At 33.4% G+C, this 19156-nt stretch carries 24 protein-coding genes; 8 read left to right on the top strand and 16 right to left on the bottom strand.

The window, feature by feature from the left end; genetic code table 11:
- The first annotated feature begins 109 nt into the window (after positions 1-109).
- Positions 110-754: an orotate phosphoribosyltransferase gene (gene pyrE / locus ITJ86_RS10920; protein ID WP_195871670.1), complete on the top strand. Its 645-nt coding sequence runs from the start codon at positions 110-112 to the stop codon at positions 752-754.
- A 111-nt stretch (positions 755-865) separates the two neighbouring features.
- Positions 866-1261 (top strand): SRPBCC family protein, encoded by a 396-nt coding sequence (locus tag ITJ86_RS10915; RefSeq protein WP_195871669.1) that lies wholly within the window; start codon positions 866-868, stop codon positions 1259-1261.
- Between the two features lie 23 nt (positions 1262-1284).
- On the opposite strand, the gene ITJ86_RS10910 is transcribed toward ITJ86_RS10915, so the two are convergent.
- Positions 1285-2016 (bottom strand): biotin--[acetyl-CoA-carboxylase] ligase, encoded by a 732-nt coding sequence (locus tag ITJ86_RS10910; protein ID WP_195871668.1) that lies wholly within the window; start codon positions 2014-2016, stop codon positions 1285-1287.
- A 94-nt stretch (positions 2017-2110) separates the two neighbouring features.
- Between ITJ86_RS10910 and rsfS the strand changes: the two genes are divergently transcribed.
- The 6 genes from rsfS (at position 2111) to ITJ86_RS10880 (ending at position 6955) form a co-directional block, all read left to right on the top strand.
- On the top strand, positions 2111-2482 hold the full coding sequence (gene rsfS, locus ITJ86_RS10905) for a ribosome silencing factor (protein WP_195871667.1): 372 nt from the start codon (positions 2111-2113) through the stop codon (positions 2480-2482).
- 33 nt (positions 2483-2515) lie between these two features.
- Positions 2516-4492 (top strand): ATP-dependent zinc metalloprotease FtsH, encoded by a 1977-nt coding sequence (ftsH, locus tag ITJ86_RS10900; protein ID WP_195871666.1) that lies wholly within the window; start codon positions 2516-2518, stop codon positions 4490-4492.
- Positions 4493-4602: 110 nt separating this feature from the next.
- A complete protein-coding gene (locus ITJ86_RS10895; protein ID WP_195871665.1) occupies positions 4603-5211 on the top strand; it encodes an LUD domain-containing protein in 609 nt (202 codons plus the stop codon).
- Positions 5211-6026, top strand: a complete 816-nt coding sequence (locus tag ITJ86_RS10890) for a phosphatidate cytidylyltransferase (protein WP_195871664.1) — start codon at positions 5211-5213, stop codon at positions 6024-6026. The genes ITJ86_RS10895 and ITJ86_RS10890 overlap by 1 nt, the downstream gene beginning before the upstream one ends.
- A 12-nt stretch (positions 6027-6038) precedes the next feature.
- Positions 6039-6692 (top strand): phosphatidylserine decarboxylase family protein, encoded by a 654-nt coding sequence (locus ITJ86_RS10885; RefSeq protein ID WP_195871663.1) that lies wholly within the window; start codon positions 6039-6041, stop codon positions 6690-6692.
- Positions 6689-6955, top strand: a complete 267-nt coding sequence (locus tag ITJ86_RS10880; RefSeq protein WP_195871662.1) for an acyl-CoA-binding protein — start codon at positions 6689-6691, stop codon at positions 6953-6955. The genes ITJ86_RS10885 and ITJ86_RS10880 overlap by 4 nt, the downstream gene beginning before the upstream one ends.
- Positions 6956-7255: 300 nt before the next feature.
- Here the strand turns inward: ITJ86_RS10880 and ITJ86_RS10875 are convergent, their stop codons facing one another.
- The 15 genes from ITJ86_RS10875 to rpsE all read right to left on the bottom strand — a co-directional run bounded on the left by ITJ86_RS10875 (position 7256) and on the right by rpsE (position 19155).
- Entirely contained in the window at positions 7256-8167 is a 912-nt protein-coding gene (locus ITJ86_RS10875; RefSeq protein WP_195871661.1) for a dimethylarginine dimethylaminohydrolase family protein, read from the bottom strand.
- A gap of 138 nt (positions 8168-8305) precedes the next feature.
- Positions 8306-9592 (bottom strand): citrate synthase, encoded by a 1287-nt coding sequence (locus tag ITJ86_RS10870; RefSeq protein ID WP_195871660.1) that lies wholly within the window; start codon positions 9590-9592, stop codon positions 8306-8308.
- A gap of 306 nt (positions 9593-9898) precedes the next feature.
- A complete protein-coding gene (gene eno / locus ITJ86_RS10865; protein WP_195871659.1) occupies positions 9899-11194 on the bottom strand; it encodes a phosphopyruvate hydratase in 1296 nt (431 codons plus the stop codon).
- Between the two features lie 198 nt (positions 11195-11392).
- Positions 11393-12496, bottom strand: a complete 1104-nt coding sequence (gene carA, locus ITJ86_RS10860) for a glutamine-hydrolyzing carbamoyl-phosphate synthase small subunit (protein ID WP_195871658.1) — start codon at positions 12494-12496, stop codon at positions 11393-11395.
- A 276-nt stretch (positions 12497-12772) separates the two neighbouring features.
- Positions 12773-13249 (bottom strand): 50S ribosomal protein L17, encoded by a 477-nt coding sequence (gene rplQ, locus ITJ86_RS10855; RefSeq protein ID WP_195871657.1) that lies wholly within the window; start codon positions 13247-13249, stop codon positions 12773-12775.
- 117 nt (positions 13250-13366) lie between these two features.
- Positions 13367-14359: a DNA-directed RNA polymerase subunit alpha gene (locus ITJ86_RS10850; protein WP_195871656.1), complete on the bottom strand. Its 993-nt coding sequence runs from the start codon at positions 14357-14359 to the stop codon at positions 13367-13369.
- 94 nt (positions 14360-14453) lie between these two features.
- Positions 14454-15059 carry a 30S ribosomal protein S4 gene (rpsD, locus tag ITJ86_RS10845; protein WP_195871655.1) on the bottom strand — a complete coding sequence of 202 codons (606 nt, stop codon included), beginning with the start codon at positions 15057-15059 and terminating at the stop codon, positions 14454-14456.
- Positions 15060-15275: 216 nt separating this feature from the next.
- Entirely contained in the window at positions 15276-15659 is a 384-nt protein-coding gene (rpsK, locus tag ITJ86_RS10840; RefSeq protein WP_195871654.1) for a 30S ribosomal protein S11, read from the bottom strand.
- A gap of 100 nt (positions 15660-15759) precedes the next feature.
- Positions 15760-16134 (bottom strand): 30S ribosomal protein S13, encoded by a 375-nt coding sequence (gene rpsM / locus ITJ86_RS10835; protein WP_195871653.1) that lies wholly within the window; start codon positions 16132-16134, stop codon positions 15760-15762.
- A gap of 2 nt (positions 16135-16136) precedes the next feature.
- The gene (ykgO, locus tag ITJ86_RS10830; RefSeq protein ID WP_008269159.1) at positions 16137-16253 is read right to left on the bottom strand and encodes a type B 50S ribosomal protein L36; all 117 of its coding nucleotides are present in this window, start codon (positions 16251-16253) and stop codon (positions 16137-16139) included.
- A 53-nt stretch (positions 16254-16306) separates the two neighbouring features.
- Positions 16307-16522 (bottom strand): translation initiation factor IF-1, encoded by a 216-nt coding sequence (gene infA, locus ITJ86_RS10825; RefSeq protein WP_007094967.1) that lies wholly within the window; start codon positions 16520-16522, stop codon positions 16307-16309.
- Positions 16523-16598: 76 nt separating this feature from the next.
- Positions 16599-17960, bottom strand: coding sequence for a preprotein translocase subunit SecY (gene secY / locus ITJ86_RS10820; protein WP_195871652.1), 1362 nt, complete (start codon positions 17958-17960; stop codon positions 16599-16601).
- Positions 17961-17969: 9 nt separating this feature from the next.
- A complete protein-coding gene (gene rplO, locus ITJ86_RS10815; protein ID WP_195871651.1) occupies positions 17970-18422 on the bottom strand; it encodes a 50S ribosomal protein L15 in 453 nt (150 codons plus the stop codon).
- 15 nt (positions 18423-18437) lie between these two features.
- Positions 18438-18617 (bottom strand): 50S ribosomal protein L30, encoded by a 180-nt coding sequence (gene rpmD / locus ITJ86_RS10810; protein ID WP_195871650.1) that lies wholly within the window; start codon positions 18615-18617, stop codon positions 18438-18440.
- 13 nt (positions 18618-18630) lie between these two features.
- The gene (rpsE, locus tag ITJ86_RS10805) at positions 18631-19155 is read right to left on the bottom strand and encodes a 30S ribosomal protein S5 (protein WP_092469515.1); all 525 of its coding nucleotides are present in this window, start codon (positions 19153-19155) and stop codon (positions 18631-18633) included.
- Position 19156: the final 1 nt, after the last annotated feature.

Genomic DNA, 19156 nt, shown 5'->3' with positions numbered 1-19156 from the left:
TTTCAACTTTCCTTTTGTAAATTTATTATTTTTTATGAGAAACTATTTGAAAAGAAATTTATTTTAGATTAAAAATTCTCTAAACTTTAAAAATCCTTATTTTTGTATTATGATTTTTAACAAAGATACTGCCAAAAAAACAGCAGAGGTTTTATTGCAAATAAATGCGATAAAATTACAGCCCAACGATCCGTTTACTTGGGCTTCTGGCTGGAAATCTCCAATTTATTGCGACAACAGAATTGTACTATCATTTCCACCAATTAGAAATTATATTAGGGCAGCAATCGCCAGAAACATTGAAGACCTTTATGGTAAACCAGATGTCATTGCTGGTGTTGCTACAGGCGCAATCGGTATTGGCGCATTAGTTGCAGAATACCTAAACCTACCATTTGTTTACGTTAGACCAGAAGCTAAAAAACATGGTCGTCAGAACCAAGTTGAAGGTTTTTTAGAAAAAGGACAAACTGTAGTTGTGGTCGAAGATTTAATTAGCACAGGTATGAGTAGTCTCAATGCTGTAAAAGCATTAAACGAAGCTGAAGCAAATGTAAAAGGCATGGTTGCTATTTTCTCCTATGGTTTTGATGTTGCCAAAAAGAATTTTGAAAATGCCAATGTAGAATTGCACACACTTGGCGATTATGAAAACTTATTAGAACAAGCTGTTGACACTTTTTACATATCTAAAGAGCAACAAGACATTTTAGCACAATGGAATGCCAACCCTAGTAAATGGAACGCTAATTGATATATTCCCGTGAAGTTGTTAAGTTGTATCGCTGTTAAATCGATTTTATCATGAAATCTTTTCAGTATACAACAACTCAACGACTAACGGCTTAACAACAAACAACAAAACATGAAATTAGAATCACCAAAAGTAACCTTAGATAAATCTGCAGAAGAAACATTCAACTTTCTTTCTGATGTTAAAAATTTTGAAAGCCTAATGCCTGAAAACATTAGTAAATTTGAAGTTTTAGACAACGATAAATTTCTATTTGCATTAAAAGGAATGCCAGAAATTGTACTAAAGAAAAAGGAGGCAACTCCAAATAGCAAAATCGTATTAGGTGCTGCTGGCGGAAAATTAGACTTTGCTTTAGTTGCAGATATTACAGAAACTGAACCTAACAAAACTGAAGTTAAATTAAATTTCGAAGGAGAATTTAATGCCATGATGGCCATGATGATAAAAGGGCCAATCAGTAAATTTATTGAGACTTTAGTAACAAATATGAAAACGGAAGTATAATCTCAACCGAAATTAAAGCTTCTTTAATACAGTAGCTTAATTTCTTTAAGGTCAAAGGTTTTAATAATATCATCCTCTGTCCACACTTGTAACTGACCGTTTTCAGTAACACCTTGGATTATTCCAGAAAAGCTATCATTTTTAGACGTTCTAAAAGTTGATGGCTTTTTTTTCCTAAATAGGAGATTTTCGTATTCTAATTTAATGTCAAGATATGCCTTAGATTCTAAGAGCTTAAAATAAAACTCTAATTGTTTTAATACCTCAAAAAGCACTTCATCTTTATTATAAATAACACCAGTTAGTAAGCTCATAGATGATGCTTGAGGTAAATTGTTGAAAATTTTCTGATTCACATTAAGCCCAAAGCCAATAATAGAACCTTGAAGATTATTGCTTTTTATGACATTTTCAATTAAAATACCACACAATTTAGTGTTTGCTGACAAAATGTCGTTAGGCCATTTTATACGTAATTGAGGTATTTTAAAACTTCTCAATGCCTTAATAATAGCCAAAGAAACAGCCATACTAATATAGAATTGTTCCCCTACATTAAATAACGGCAGCCTTTTAAACACACTCGCTGTAAGGTTCTTACCCTCTTCTGCATTCCACTGCGCGCCCATTTGTCCTCTGCCGTTTGTCTGTAATTCTGCTACAACAACCGTATAATCTTTAGGCAATGTCGTAGTAGACAAATCCTTTAGATACGTATTTGTAGAGTCAATGGCATTAAGTTTGATTATGTACATTTAATGGGCAATTTTATTTTATAGTTTTCTTATGACAATATGCGCATACAAGAACTAAAAAAATAATAACTTTGCACAAAATTAATACAATTTAATGACGAAAGATAAAATCCCTACAGACCAACTCATTACATCTATTATTGGAGGTATTGAAGATGTTAAAGGAAAAGAGATAACCTTATTAGATTTAAGAGAGATAGAAAATACTGTTTGTGATTATTTTATTATCTGCGAAGGGTCTTCAAACACGCAAGTAAACGCGATCGTCGGTTCCATACAAAAACAAGTTAGTAAATCACTTAAGGACAAACCTTGGCATGTTGAAGGTACTGAAAATGCCGAATGGGTCTTAATGGATTATGTAAATGTTGTTGTGCATGTGTTTCAAAAACACATTAGAGAATACTACGATATTGAAGAGCTTTGGGGCGATGCTAAAATAACCCAAATAGAAACGAGTTACTAAACACAAAAAGATTACCGCATTTGCGGCAACAAGATGGCGAAAGACAATAAAAACCAAAACAAAAAACCGAAATTAAATCCTTATTGGATCTACGGTGTAATCATTGCACTATTCTTATCTATTCAGATTTTTTCTGGCGGATTTGGAGATTCTACAGGTACACAAACAACTCCTGCTCAATTCTTAGATTACCTAAGACAAGGTGAGGTTTCTAAAATTGAAATTGTAAATAAAAAGGAAGCCAGAGTTTACTTAACAAATGAAGCTAAAGAGCAATCTAAACATAAGAAGACAGAATCTAATTCTATACTTCCATCTGTTGCCTCTGTTCCAAATTACAAATTTGAATTTGGTGATCTTCAAAATTTCGAAAACGAAGTAAGTGACGTTATTAAAACAAATAACTTAGAAACTGAGCTCGTTTATGAAACTGAACATAACGTATGGGGAGATTTCCTATTAACCTTATTACCATTCGTGCTTATTATTGGCGTTTGGATTTTTATAATGCGTCGTATGTCTGGCGGCGGAGGCGGAGGAGCTGGTGGACAGATTTTCAACATTGGAAAATCTAAAGCTAAACTCTTTGATGAAAAAATAGACACCAAAACATCTTTTAAAGATGTCGCTGGTTTAGAAGGTGCAAAAGAAGAAGTTCAGGAAATTGTAGACTTCTTAAAGTTCCCTGAAAAATATACCGCATTAGGAGGTAAAATTCCTAAAGGAGCGTTATTAGTAGGACCTCCTGGTACAGGTAAAACGTTATTAGCAAAAGCTGTAGCTGGTGAAGCACAAGTACCATTCTTTTCTCTTTCCGGATCTGACTTTGTAGAGATGTTTGTTGGAGTTGGTGCGTCTAGAGTTAGAGATTTATTTAAGCAAGCCAAAGAAAAATCACCTTCAATTATTTTTATTGATGAGATTGATGCCATTGGTAGAGCAAGAGGAAAAAATAACATGTCTGGTTCTAACGATGAACGTGAAAACACCTTAAACCAACTCTTAACTGAGATGGATGGTTTTGGCACCAATACAAACGTCATTGTATTAGCAGCTACAAACAGAGCTGATGTTTTAGATAGTGCTTTAATGAGAGCTGGTCGTTTTGATCGTCAGATTTATGTAGACCTTCCAGATGTTAGAGAGCGTAAAGAAATTTTTGAAGTGCACTTACGTCCGCTTAAAAAAGAAGAAACTTTAGATATCGATTTCTTAGCAAAACAAACACCTGGTTTTTCTGGTGCAGATATTGCTAATGTTTGTAATGAAGCCGCATTAATTGCAGCAAGAAAAGGAAAGAAAGCTGTAAATAAGCAAGATTTCTTAGATGCAGTTGATAGAATCATCGGAGGTTTAGAGAAGAAAAATAAAATTATAACTACGGCTGAAAAACGAGCTGTTGCATTCCACGAAGCTGGTCATGCTACTGTAAGTTGGATGCTAGAGCATGCTGCTCCGTTAGTAAAAGTTACGATTGTACCAAGAGGTCGATCATTAGGTGCTGCCTGGTATTTACCAGAAGAGCGTTTAATTGTACATCCTGAACAAATGCTAGACGAAATGTGTGCTGCCTTAGGTGGTAGAGCCGCTGAAAAAGTAATTTTCGATAAAATTTCTACAGGTGCATTAAGTGATTTAGAAAAAGTAACTAAACAAGCCAGAGCAATGGTCACTGTTTATGGACTTAGTGATAAGGTAGGTAACCTCACCTATTATGATTCTTCAGGACAATCTGAATATGGCTTTACTAAACCTTATAGTGAAAAAACAGCAGAGCTTATAGATAGAGAAATTTCTGATATTATTGAAGAACAATATCAACGTGCTATCAATTTATTGGAAAACAATAAAGACAAACTTACTGAGTTGGCTGAAGTCTTATTAGACAAGGAAGTTATTTTTAAAGACAATCTTGAAAAAATCTTCGGGAAACGTGGTTTTGAAAATCCTGCAATTATAGAAGAGGATATTAAAGATGTTAAAGTGGAAGCTAAAAACGAGGAAGAGTAAAAATATCCACAAGTTACAATCATATAAAAAACTTAAATTAATCCTATGTTAATTTAAGTTTTTTTATATTTGGAAAACACACCTATATAAGGATTAATAGCAATTATTGAATGAGCTTATTTCGTAAATTCTTCGGAAAAAAGTCTGAGCAGACTGAAGAAAACATACCTAATCAAGAGCGTGGCAAATACATGCCAGAAGTAAAGCTACCTGTAGATGAACGTTTTACAATAAACTTCAAAGGAAATGGTGGTAAATTTTTGTATTGTGAAAACCTCGAAGAGGTAAAGGAAAGTTTTAACGCAATCTTAGATGAGAACAATTGGCATGATGACAAAGTTTTTATAATTGATCAACGTTTAACTGATTTATTCAAAGATTTCAACCTAAATAGCACTACAAAACTTTCTGAAAGTGCTTATTTTTTATCTACCTGTGAATATTTAATCTCTGATGATGGTTCCCTTTTAATTTCTTCAAATCAAATTGCCGAAAAAAAATTAATAGAATTACCAGATCACTTTATAATTTATGCTACGACAAGCCAATTTGTTGAAACTATTGGTGAAGGCTTAAAAGGTATTAAAGCGAAAAGCAAAAAGAAAATACCGACAAACATTACCACAATAAAGAATTTTAAAACAGCAGAGGACAAAGACTTTCTAACTTACGGAAGTAGTTCTAAAAATCTATACCTACTTTTACTAGAAGACTTATAATGAAAGAATTATCCATTAGAGCCATTTCTGGTGTAGTCTATGTATTACTCCTTATAGGTTCACTTTTCTCTGAAGTGGCATTAGCTATTTTAATTGGAATATTTGGAATTATTTGCTTAACAGAATTTAGCCGACTCATAAAGCTAAAGTCTTATGTACAATATCTTATTTTTCTTATTTTATATATAGCGTTTTGGTATTTATGCGCGCAGAAATCCATAAACCAAATTGGTGATGAAGCTATTCAAATTTTGTTAGTCATTACTATTTTTGTCAATCTCATTTTAATTAAAGATCTATTTACATCAAAACGGATTCCTCTTTTTGAATCTAAACGATACATCGTTACCGCATTTTATTTGACGAGTGGTTTTGTATTTATATTGCTAGTTTCTAATTACGATAATGCATTCACACCACTGTTGTTATTAGGTTCATTTATACTTATTTGGGTTAATGACAGTGCAGCCTATATGGTTGGAAAGAATTTTGGAAAACAAAAGTTATTTCCAAGTATATCTCCAAAGAAAACGGTTGAAGGTTTCCTTGGTGGTTTATTTTTTGCATGTGTATCGAGTTATTTTATAGCCTTATATACTGAAACACTTTACTTTACACCTTGGTTAATTTTAGCCATTATTATTAGTGTTTTTGGTACCTTTGGGGACTTAATAGAATCTAAATTTAAGCGTCAAGCAAAAGTTAAAGATAGTGGATCTATAATGCCAGGACACGGTGGACTTTTAGATCGCTTAGATAGTATTATCTTTGCAGCACCATTTATATATTTATTTTTAAGAATTATACACTTTTAAGAAAATTAAGCTATGTTTCATAAAGAAGGACATAAAATTATATTCATTACCCTCGTTTTTGTCGTAGGCACGTTTTTTTTAATTGATGAATTTATTCTTAATGAATGGTTGCGAAAAGGGTTAATGATAGCCATTTTAGTATTCTTTATTCTAATTTTACAATTTTTTAGAAACCCTAAACGTAATACCCATAGTAATAGTATGCAGGCTTTATCTCCTGTTGATGGCAAGGTTGTGGTTATTGAAGAGGTTCAAGAAAACGAAGTTTTTAAAGACAAAAGAATTCAGGTTTCTGTATTTATGTCTCCTATTAATGTGCATGTAACGCGTTATCCAATTTCAGGAAAAGTTACATTTAGCAAGTATCATCCTGGAAAGTTTTTAGTCGCTTGGCATCCAAAAGCAAGTGAGGAAAATGAGCGTACTACAGTAGTCGTTGAGAATGAAAATTTTGGCAAAGTATTGTACAGACAAATTGCTGGTGCATTAGCTAAACGTATTGTTAACTATGCTAAAGTTGATGGTCATGTAGATCAAGGAACGGATTCTGGATTTATTAAATTTGGCTCACGTGTTGATTTATTCTTACCTTTGGACGCTGATATTAAAGTAGAACTTAACCAAAAAGTTCGTGGTGGTGAAAGCATTATTGCTGAAATAAAATGACATCCAAAGAGTTAGACATAGAATTTAGAGATGCTGTAGATCGTGTAAACGACCATACTGAACCATTTCCTGCTGACTTCTTATTGCGGCTATATGCTTTTTTTAAAAAAGCAACTAATAACTACGATAGACCAAGCAGTAGAAAACCAATTATTAATGCATTTAAAGCAAATGCTTTGTTTCAAGTAAAAAATATTACACGAGACGAAGCCAAACAAGAGTATATAAATCTGGTTAACAACTACTTTTTGTATCGGAAATAAAAAAGAGACTAAAGACTGCTTCGCTTTTAGAACCAAGAACAAAGTATTACTTGTCACTAACTGACAAGTAACTTATTTTCCATTTATAATCATTCCCTTTTTAAAAAGAATCAAGACCGCTTTGTTAGAACTAATAACAAGGACTTAATAGGAACTGTCCGTCATCCTCAATTTTTGTAATTTAAAAAAACTCAAAGAAATCGTACTAATTATTTTCACTAAAAACATTCAATTGTAGCTTAATAAAGTCTTTTCTCCAATATTTTTTATCTTGGTTCTTATTTCTATTTTCTCTCACCTCTAATCTCTCACCAACGGCATCGTAGAACAACGCAATAAGCCTTCTTGTTTCGCAATTTCAGTATAAGATACTTCTTCTACTGTAAAGCCATTTTCTCTCAGCCACGTATTCAGTCTTGTAAAGTTTTTTTCAGAAATAATTACATCTTCAGAAATTGAAAAGATATTACTATTCATATGATACATTTCTTCTTTCGTAATTTCGAATACATTCTCCTTTCCAAAGAAATTCAATATCCAATTATATTCACGTTCTATTAAAAACCCATTTTTATGAAGTATGGCTTTATCTTTTCCTATCGGTTGAAAGCAACAGTCTAAATGCAATGCATTTTCTTTAGGGTCTGTATTGGATTTTCGTAATTCAAACGCCTTAACAGTTTTGTGTGGAAATAATTCCTGAATGGCGATTACGGCACCTGTATTGGTTCGTGCTGTTATATAATCTGCATAATCCTCACCAGAATACGTCCCAATAAAAATAAAATCGTTCCACGGCATCACATCACCACCTTCGACATGACATTCTTCTGGAAGTATAATAATGTTCTCCTCGTTTATTTTTTCAATTACATGTTGTATAGCTTCATACTCACGTTCGCGATCTGGTAAAATGTTGGCTTTTATAAATTTGTCTTCAATAACAAAAGCGATATCTCTTGAGAATATTTGGTTATAATCAGTGATCACTTTGGGTCTATAAACCGTAACATCGTATTTTTCAAAAACCTTTGCGACCGCATCCATTTCCTTTTGCATATCACTTTCTACAGGATACGTACCTGCTTTTATATGCTGAATAGATTTAGGATCGTAAGCCTCGTCTATAGACGGCACTGGGCCAACACTTTCTGCTGTACCTAATACCACAGTTTTAAGACGTGAAGTTTCGTTTTGTATGTTGAGTTTCATAAATTACAGTTTAGTCATTTAATAACCATGTCTTATAATCTTGGTTGTCATAACATGGTTATTACAGTTAATTCGAATGTATAAAAACAGAAAAAGCTCCATAATACCTATGAAGCTTTTATTCTTTAATTTAAAGTGTTATCTTTTGTCAATAGGTTTAAAATCTCTGTGCGTTTCACCTATATACAATTGTCTTGGACGACCAATTGGCTCGTTACGCATACGCATTTCTTTCCATTGTGCAATCCAACCTGGTAAACGACCCATGGCGAACATTACAGTAAACATTTCTACCGGAATTCCCATTGCTCTATAAATAATACCAGAATAGAAATCTACATTAGGATATAATTTTCTATCTACAAAATAAGGATCTTCTAAAGCTTCTTTTGCTAAACCTTTAGCGATATCTAAAATAGGGTCATCGATTCCCAAGTCTGCTAATACTTCGTCAGCAGCTTTCTTAATAATCAATGCTCTTGGATCGAAGTTTTTATATACTCTGTGACCAAAGCCCATTAAACGGAAAGGATCATTTTTATCCTTAGCTTTTGCCATATATTTTTTTGTGTCTCCACCATCTGCTTTTATTGCTTCAAGCATTTCTAAAACGGCTTGGTTAGCACCACCATGTAGTGGTCCCCAAAGCGCTGAAATACCAGATGCCAACGATACAAATAAACCGGCATGCGACGAACCTGTAATTCTTACTGTAGATGTAGAACAGTTTTGCTCATGATCTGCATGTAGAATTAAAAGTTTATCCAACGCATTTACTAAAATTGGATTTTGTTCGTAATCACCACTTGGGCTTTTAAACATCATCTTTAATAAGTTCTCTACGTAACCTAACTTATTATCTCCGTAATCTAATGGCAACCCATTCTTTTTACGTAATGTCCATGCAACTAGTACAGGGAATTTAGCTAAAATTCTAACAATAGCTTTGTACATTTCCTCTTCTGAGCTAACATCTACTGTAGAAGGGTAAAACGCAGTAAGTGCACTTGTTAATGACGATAACACTCCCATTGGGTGTGCAGACTTTGGAAACGCATCTAAAATCTTTTTAATATCATCATCTACAACCGAATGCTCTTTAATATCCTTATCAAACTGATTGAGTTGCTCTTGTGTTGGTAATTCTCCAAATATTAATAAGTACACAACTTCTAAGAAATCAGCTTTCTCTGCTAATTCTTCAATAGCATAACCTCTATATCTTAATATACCTTTTTCGCCATCTAGAAATGTAATTGCACTTTCACAACTTCCTGTGTTTTTATAACCTGGATCTATAGTAATGACTCCACCTGTTGCACTTCTTAAACTTTTAACATCAATAGCAACTTCGTTTTCTGTACCAATAGTTACAGGGAAATCGTATTTTTTACCATTAATTTCTAATGTAGCTTTATCTGACATATTTTCTTCTCGGATTTTAATAAATTATAAGGACTGTAAATTTACGAAATATCAAACGATTTCGAAAGGAGATTTATAACGGTTTTAACATTTACTACGAGTTCTAATTTATTCATGAAACATTTCATCCAGATAGTAGAAAAATAAAAAAACCATCTAAAGTGTAATCCTTTAGATGGTTTTGTATAATTAAGACATTTCGACTGCGTTCAATGTGATGGGTCTGTTCTGATTATATATCTTTTTATACATTCAACATTCACAAAACACCCCTAAAGTCCCCTCAAGGGGACAATCCCAAAAAACTTATGCTTTCACCTTAAAAGCATTAGATCCAGGAAAATAAGCTACATCACCTAATTCTTCTTCAATACGTAATAACTGGTTGTATTTTGCCATACGATCACTACGAGATGCAGAACCTGTTTTAATTTGACCTGTGTTTAAAGCTACAGCTAAATCTGCAATAGTATTATCTTCTGTTTCACCAGATCTATGAGACATTACAGACGTATAACCTGCGTTATGTGCCATATTTACAGCTGCAATTGTTTCGGTTAATGTACCAATCTGATTTACTTTAATTAAGATAGAGTTAGCAATACCTTCTTTAATACCTCTCTCTAAACGCTCTACATTAGTAACAAATAAATCGTCACCAACTAACTGCACTTTATCTCCAATTAGTTCAGTTAAATATTTAAAACCTTCCCAGTCGTTTTCATCCATACCATCTTCAATAGAAATAATAGGATATTTACCTGCTAATTCAGCTAAGTATTCAGCTTGTTCTTTACTTGTTCTGATGACACCAGAATCACCTTCAAATTTCTTATAATCGTATTTCCCATCCACAAAAAATTCTGCTGCAGCACAATCTAAAGCGATTTTTACTTCATCACCAAATTTATATCCAGCGTTTTCTACGGCTTTTGCAATGGTATCTAATGCATCTTCAGTTCCTCCTGGTAAGTTTGGTGCAAAGCCTCCTTCATCACCAACTGCTGTACTTAAATCTCTATCATGCAATACTTTTTTAAGATTATGGAAAATCTCAGTTCCCATTTGCATAGCATGTGTAAAGTTTTTTGCTTTTACTGGCATTACCATAAACTCTTGAAACGCAATTGGCGCATCACTATGAGAACCACCATTAATGATGTTCATCATTGGTAACGGTAATGTATTTGCAGAAACTCCACCTACATATCTGTATAATGGCATACCTAATTCATTAGCTGCTGCTTTAGCAACGGCTAAGGATACACCCAAAATAGCATTAGCTCCTAATTTTGATTTGTTCGGAGTACCATCCAAATCAATCATCATTTGATCAATAGCGTTTTGTTCAAAAACAGAAACTCCTAATAATTCTTGAGCGATTGTAGAATTTACATTTTCAACAGCTTTTAAAACTCCCTTACCCATGTAAGTATCTCCTCCATCTCTTAATTCAACAGCTTCATGCTCTCCTGTAGATGCACCAGATGGTACTGCTGCTCGTCCCATAATACCATTTTCTGTAGTAACATCAACTTCTACTGTTGGGTTTCCTCTGGAATCTAAAATTTGTCTTGCGTGTACATTTATAATAATGCTCATTAGTTTTGGTTTTAATTTACTATAATTTCTATTGAAATACTGAAACGTGTTCAGTATGACTAGCCTATAAGCTAGTCAAATTTACGAAAATCTATAGCTTAAAACAGAACAAAAATCATAATTATGAATACTATTTACTATAATGTTTTCGAAACAAAAAAAACGCAATAAAAATGGTGTTTTATTGCGTTTTTGGTATTATTTATTTTTAATATTCTCTATAAATTGGTCAAACAGATAGAGTGAATCATTTGGACCAGGACTTGCCTCTGGATGATACTGTACTGAAAAACAATTTTTGTCTTTTAGTTTGATACCTGCAACTGTATTATCGTTTAAATGCACATGTGTAATTTCTACATTTGCATTGGCTTCCGTTTCTTCTCTATTAATTGCAAACCCATGGTTTTGGGATGTAATTTCCCCTTTACCTGTGACTAAATTTTTTACAGGATGATTAATTCCTCTGTGACCATTATGCATTTTATATGTTGAAATTCCGTTTGCCAAAGCAATCACCTGATGTCCTAAACAAATTCCGAATAACGGTTTGTTATTTGCTATAATGTCTTTCGCCAGAGTAATAGCCTCTTCTAAAGGTTCTGGATCACCAGGTCCGTTAGATAAGAAATAGCCATCTGGATTAAATCCTTCTAAGTCTTCAAATGTTGCATTGTATGGAAATACTTTTATGTAAGCATCGCGCTTTGCTAGGTTTCTGAGAATATTCTTTTTGATACCGATATCTAAGGCCGCAATTTTATAGGTTGCGTTTTCATCACCAACAAAATAAGGTTCTTTAGTAGATACTTTAGAGGCTAATTCTAAACCTTTCATTGAAGGGAATTCTGCCAATTGTGCTTTAAGCGCATCAATATTATCGACCTCAGTAGTAATTACAGCATTCATGGCTCCATTATCTCTAATATAGCTTACCAATGCTCTTGTATCTACGTCTGCGATGGCTAGGGTATTATGCTTTTCAAAGAAATCTTCTAAAGACGCATCTGCCGCTGGTCTTGAATAATTAAAGCTAAAATTTTTACAAATTAATCCCGCTATTTTTACATCATCAGACTCAACTTCATCTGCTTTTGTTCCGTAATTTCCAATATGGGCATTGGTGGTTACCATAAGTTGACCGTAATACGAAGGGTCTGTGAATATTTCCTGATAACCTGTTGTACCAGTATTAAAACAGACTTCGCCAAAAGCAGAACCTTCTTTTCCTATGGATTTACCATGAAAAATTGTACCGTCAGCTAAAAGAATAAGGGCTTTTTTTCTTTGTTTGTATTTCATTGGTTATGTTATTGAGTCACATTAGTTGGAAGAAATAATTTTAAATACATTTTAAAACACCCCTAAAGTCCCTTCAAGGGGACAATACAACCAAGTAAAATTAATTTTTAATTTTTGCAAAAATCCAAAAAAAAAAGGATAAACTGAAACAGTCTATCCTTTATATTTATCAATGCTTATTAATACGCGCTAATCGCGATTTGTGAAATGCAAAAAACGATTTCAAATTTTGATCAGTTTTGATTTCAAATTTCATTCGTTTTTTTACTAGCATTTTTACTCTTCTTCGTTAGAAGTTTTAGTTTCCGTAGGTGCAGGTGTCGCCGCTTTTGCTTTGCTTCCTCCTCTTCTACTTCTACGTGTTTTCTTCTCTGGTTTAGCAGCTGAATAAAGTTCGTTGTAATCAACTAACTCAATCATTGCCATATCAGCGTTATCACCTAATCTGTTTCCTAATTTGATGATACGTGTATATCCACCTGGACGATCTCCAATCTTTGGCGCTACATCTCTAAACAATTCTGCAACAGCACCTGTTTGTCTTAATTTTGACATAACAAGACGTCTATTATGAGTAGTGTCTGTTTTAGATTTTGTAATCATTGGCTCAACAAACTGCTTTAAAGCTTTTGCTTTTGCAACAGTAGTGTTAATACGCTTGTGCTCTATTAAAGAACAAGCCATATTTGCTAACATTGACTTTCTGTGCGCTGTTTGTCTTCCTAAGTGGTTGAATTTTTTTCCGTGTCTCATGACATTTGTTTTATCATCTTGCTACCAAACTCTTTTTTGAGGAGCAAAATATGATTATTAATAATTAATTATGATCATTAGAATGAGATTCCCGCTTTCGCAGGAATCACAAACCATTTAATCTTTGTCTAATTTATATTTACTTAAATCCATACCGAAGTTAAGACCTTTAACATTCACTAATTCTTCTAGCTCAGTTAAAGACTTCTTACCGAAGTTTCTGAATTTCATTAAATCATTTTTGTTGAATGATACTAAGTCTCCTAAAGTATCTACTTCTGCAGCTTTTAAACAGTTAAGTGCACGTACAGAAAGATCCATATCAACTAATTTAGTTTTCAATAGTTGTCTCATGTGAAGTGATTCTTCATCATAAGTTTCTGTTTGTGCTATTTCATCAGCTTCTAACGTGATACGCTCATCTGAGAATAACATGAAGTGGTGAATTAATATTTTAGCTGCTTCCGTTAAAGCATCTTTTGGATTGATAGAGCCATCAGTTCTAATTTCGAAAACTAATTTTTCATAATCCGTTTTTTGTTCTACACGGAAGTTTTCAATTGCATATTTCACATTTTGGATTGGTGTGAAAATAGAATCCGTAAATATTGTTCCTACTGCTGCTGAAGCTTTCTTATTTTCTTCTGCTGGAACATAACCTCTACCTTTTTCAATCGTCAATTCCATATTGATGTTTACTTTAGGATCTAAGTTACAGATCACTAAATCTGTATTTAATACTTGGAAACCTGAGATAAACTTCTGGAAATCACCTGCTGTAATTTGATTTTGTCCTGAGATAGAAATGGTAACAGTTTCGTTATCAACTTCTTCGATTTGACGCTTAAAGTTAACTTGCTTTAAGTTCAAAATCATTTCAGTAACATCTTCAACTACACCTGCGATCGTAGAAAATTCGTGATCTACACCTTCAATTCTTACTGATGTAATTGCAAAACCTTCTAAAGAAGATAATAATACACGTCTTAACGCATTTCCTACTGTTAATCCGTATCCTGGTTCTAATGGTCTGAATTCGAATTTACCTTCGAAATCAGTAGAATCAATCATTATAACTTTATCAGGCTTCTGAAAATTTAATATTGCCATAGTGTTCTTCGTTTTAATTGTTATTTAGTTGCGCGGTTTATAAGTATGAAGAAGACTATAAACCCTTTGGCTAAATACCAATATGATTAATTTATTATTTAGAGTAAAGTTCAACGATTAATTGCTCGTTGATTTGTTCCGGAATCTGAATTCTTGCAGGAACAGCAACATAAGTTCCTTCCATTGAACCTGTATTCCAAGTGATCCATTCGTAAACATTACTAGAGTTAGATAATGAATTCTGAATAGCTTCTAATGATTTAGATTTTTCTCTAACACCTACAACATCACCAGCTTTTAATTGGTAAGAAGGAATATTTACCTTTTCACCGTTTACTGTAATGTGTCTGTGAGATACTAATTGTCTTGCACCACTTCTTGAAGGAGAGATACCCATTCTGTAAACAACATTATCTAAACGAGATTCACAAAATTGAAGTAAAACTTCACCTGTAATTCCTTTAGCAGAAGTTGCTCTTTTAAACATGTTTCTGAATTGCTTTTCTAAAATACCATAAGTATATTTAGCTTTTTGCTTCTCCATTAACTGAACTGAGTATTCAGATTTTTTACCACGACGACGGTTGTTTCCGTGTTGTCCTGGTGGATAATTCCTTTTTTCGAAGGCTTTGTCGTCTCCGAAGATAGCTTGTCCGAATTTACGGGCTATTTTAGTTTTAGGACCAGTATATCTTGCCATTTTAAATTGTTTTTAAGAGTGATTAGTGAATTAAGGTCTTAATCTTATCCTTCAAAAATCGTTGATCTCTTGTTGATACTTGTTTATAATTTTTCAGTTTGCAAATTTATACAAAATAAACTAATATCAGCACATAAATGTGAGATATTAGTTTATTAATAAATTTGAGTATGTTTTTCTAACTATAATCTGTTAGAAATCTGAACAGCATTCAGATTAAACTCTACGTCTTTTTGGTGGACGACAACCGTTATGTGGTAATGGAGTTACATCAACAATTTCTGAAACTTCAATACCTGCATTGTGTATAGATCTTATTGCAGATTCTCTACCGTTACCAGGTCCTTTAACGTATACTTTTACTTTCTTTAAACCAGCTTCTTTAGCAACTGCTGAAGCATCTTCTGCAGCTAATTGAGCAGCATAAGGAGTGTTCTTTTTAGAACCTCTAAAGCCCATTTTTCCAGCTGATGACCAAGAAATAACGTCACCTTTTTTGTTTGTTAAAGAAATAATGATGTTGTTAAAAGAAGCAGTGATATGAGCTTCTCCTATTGCATCAACTATAACTTTACGTTTTTTTGTACTTGTCTTTGCCATTATATGTTTAGCTTTTAGTATTAGTTTATAGTCGCTAGAATCCTAAACCGTTAAATTTCAAACAGATTCTTTCCAACGTCTAATAGACTAAAGACTATTATTACTTAGTTACTTTCTTTTTGTTAGCAACTGTTTTACGTCTTCCTTTTCTTGTACGAGAGTTATTTTTAGTACGTTGTCCTCTTAATGGAAGACCAACTCTATGACGAATACCTCTGTAACATCCAATATCCATTAATCGCTTAATGTTCATTTGTGTTTCCGAACGTAATTCTCCTTCGATTTTAAAAGTTCCAACAACTTCACGGATTGCTCCAATCTCGTCGTCAGTCCAATCTTGTACTTTTGTGTTCTCGTCAACTTTAGCTGCTGCTAAAATTTCCTTAGATCTACTTCTACCTACTCCGTAGATATAAGTTAAAGAGATTACTCCTCTTTTCTGTTTTGGTATGTCTACACCTGCAATTCTTGCCATAATTACCCTTGTCTTTGTTTGAATCTAGGATTCTTTTTGTTAATGACGTAAAGTCTACCTTTTCTGCGCACTAGTTTACAGTCTGCGCTTCTTTTCTTTACTGATGCTCTAACTTTCATCTTGTTTAATTTATTACTACTATTATAAGATGTAACCTAACGGTTTCATCGTTTTAGTATCTATATGTTATTCGAGCCTTCGTTAAATCGTAAGGGCTCATTTCTAATTTCACCTTATCTCCTGGTAGTAACTTAATATAATGCATACGCATTTTACCTGAGATATGTGCAGTCACTATATGACCATTTTCTAATTCAACACGAAACATAGCATTTGATAATGCCTCTATAATTGTGCCGTCTTGTTCTATTGCTGCTTGTTTTGCCATAATATATATTTAGTGTTCAGTCTTTATATTGCAAGTATCTTGCCTAATTTCTAAGACTGACTTCTAATGATTCATCTTATTGCCCAACTGCTTTTCTATTCTTACCTGTCTTCATTAAGCCATCATAATGCTTATTCAATAAATAAGAATTAATCTGTTGCATGGTATCGATTGCTACACCAACCATAATTAAAAGTGATGTACCACCGAAGAATAATGCCCAACCTGCCTGCACGCTCATTAATTTCATTACAAATGCTGGAAAAACAGCAACCAATGCTAAAAATATAGAACCTGGTAAGGTAATTTGTGACATTATCTTATCTAAATATTCTGAGGTTTCTGATCCTGGACGTATACCTGGAATAAATCCACCACTACGTTTTAAATCATCTGCCATTTTATTTGTAGGTACTGTAATTGCCGTATAAAAATAAGTAAAAACTATAATTAATAAAGCAAAAATTAAATTGTACCAAAATCCAAACATATCAGAAAAATTAGCCTGCATCCAAACTCCTGTGTCTGTATCTTTCAACCAAGCAGAACCACCTATTAAACTTGGTACAAACATAATTGCTTGTGCAAAGATAATTGGCATTACACCAGATGCGTTTAACTTTAATGGTAAAAACTGACGTGAACCGAATACATTCTTTTCGTAACCACCAGAAGCGGTTCTTCTTGCGTACTGTACAGCTATTTTTCTAACTGCCATTACTAAGAATACTGATGCTAAAATGATTACAAACCATATAACCATCTCTATTAATATCATCATAAATCCACCATTACCTTCTAATCTAGAAGCTGCATTTTGAATAAATGATTGTGGCAACGTTGCGATAATACCTACCATAATTAATAATGAAATACCATTACCAATTCCTTTATCCGTAATCTTTTCACCTAACCACATTGCAAATACACAACCTGTTACTAAAATAATTACTGAAGAAAAGTAGAATAAATTTTCACTAAAACCAGGCACTAACATTGCACCCATAGATGTAGAACCAGATAATCCTGGTATACTAGCTAAATAACCAGGTGCTTGTACCAAACAAATACCGATGGTTAACCAACGTGTAATTTGAGTGATTTTCTTCTGACCACTAGCTCCTTCTTTCTGAAGTTTTTGTAAATAAGGAATCGCAATACCCATTAATTGAACAACAATGGAAGCAGAAATGTAAGGCATAATACCTAAAGCAAATACTGAGGCATTAGCAAAAGCTCCACCTGTAAATGCGTTTAACAATCCTAATATTCCACCGTCCATACCGGCTTGTAAACCACCTAATGAATCAATATTAATACCAGGTAATACAACCTGAGCACCAAAACGATACACTAATAACAAACCTAAGGTTAAGATAATTCTATCCTTAAGCTCTGTGATTTTCCAAACGTTTTTTAATGTTTCTATTATTTTCATCCTATAATCTTATAAAGTTACAGCTTCACCACCAGCAGCTTCAATAGCAGCTTTTGCCGTAGCAGTAAATTTATGAGCAGTTACTGTTAATTTTGTTTTTAACTCACCTCTACCTAAGACTTTTACAAGCTCGTTTTTACCAGCTAATCCTAAAGATACAAACGTTTCAAAATCAACACTATCCTTTATTACTTTTTCATCTACTAACTTCTGTAGAGTATCTAAGTTAATACCTTGATACGCCACTCTGTTAATATTTGTAAATCCAAATTTAGGAACACGTCTTTGTAATGGCATTTGACCACCTTCAAATCCTAATTTCTTAGAATACCCTGAACGCGACTTTGCTCCTTTGTGACCACGAGTTGCAGTACCACCTTTACCAGAGCCTTGACCACGTCCAACACGTTTTCCTTGACTTTTTACTGAACCTTCTGCAGGTTTTAAATTACTTAAATCCATTGTTAAGTTATATTTTTAAGCTTCTTCAACAGAAACTAAGTGTTCAACTTTTTTAACCATACCAAGGATACTTGATGTGGCGTCGTGCTCTACTACTTGTCCAATCTTTTTTAAACCTAAAGCTTCTAAAATTAGCTTTTGTCTTTTAGTACGATTGATTGCACTTTTTACTTTCTTTACTTTAATCTTTGCCATCTTATCCTATCGATTATCCGTTAAATACTTTTTCAAGTGAAATTCCACGTTCTTTGGCTACAGACTTAGCATCTCTCAATTGTAATAAAGCATCAAAAGTTGCTTTTACTACGTTGTGAGGGTTAGAAGATCCTTGCGACTTAGATAATACATCGTGTATACCTACGGCCTCAAGAACAACTCTTACTGCTCCACCTGCAATTACTCCTGTACCAGGTGCAGCTGGAATAATGTTAACTCTAGCACCACCATATTTACCTTTTTGCTCATGTGGAATTGTGCCTTTAAGAATAGGAATTCTTACTAAGTTTTTCTTAGCATCTTCTATAGCTTTTGCAATTGCAGTCGCTACATCTTTAGATTTACCTAAGCCTTGTCCTACAACATTTGTTTCGTCACCTACAACAACAATTGCAGAAAAACCAAATGCTCTACCACCTTTTGTTACTTTAGTTACACGCTGCACGCCAACTAAGCGATCTTTTAATTCTAATCCGCTTGGTTTAACAAGCTCTGCGTTTTTATATTTTTGATACATA

The organism is Winogradskyella marina (assembly GCF_015645385.1).
In the GTDB taxonomy this organism is placed as follows: Bacteria; Bacteroidota; Bacteroidia; order Flavobacteriales; family Flavobacteriaceae; genus Winogradskyella; species Winogradskyella marina.
Note: the sequence above shows the minus strand (reverse complement) of the source record. Positions and strands in the feature narration are given on the sequence as shown.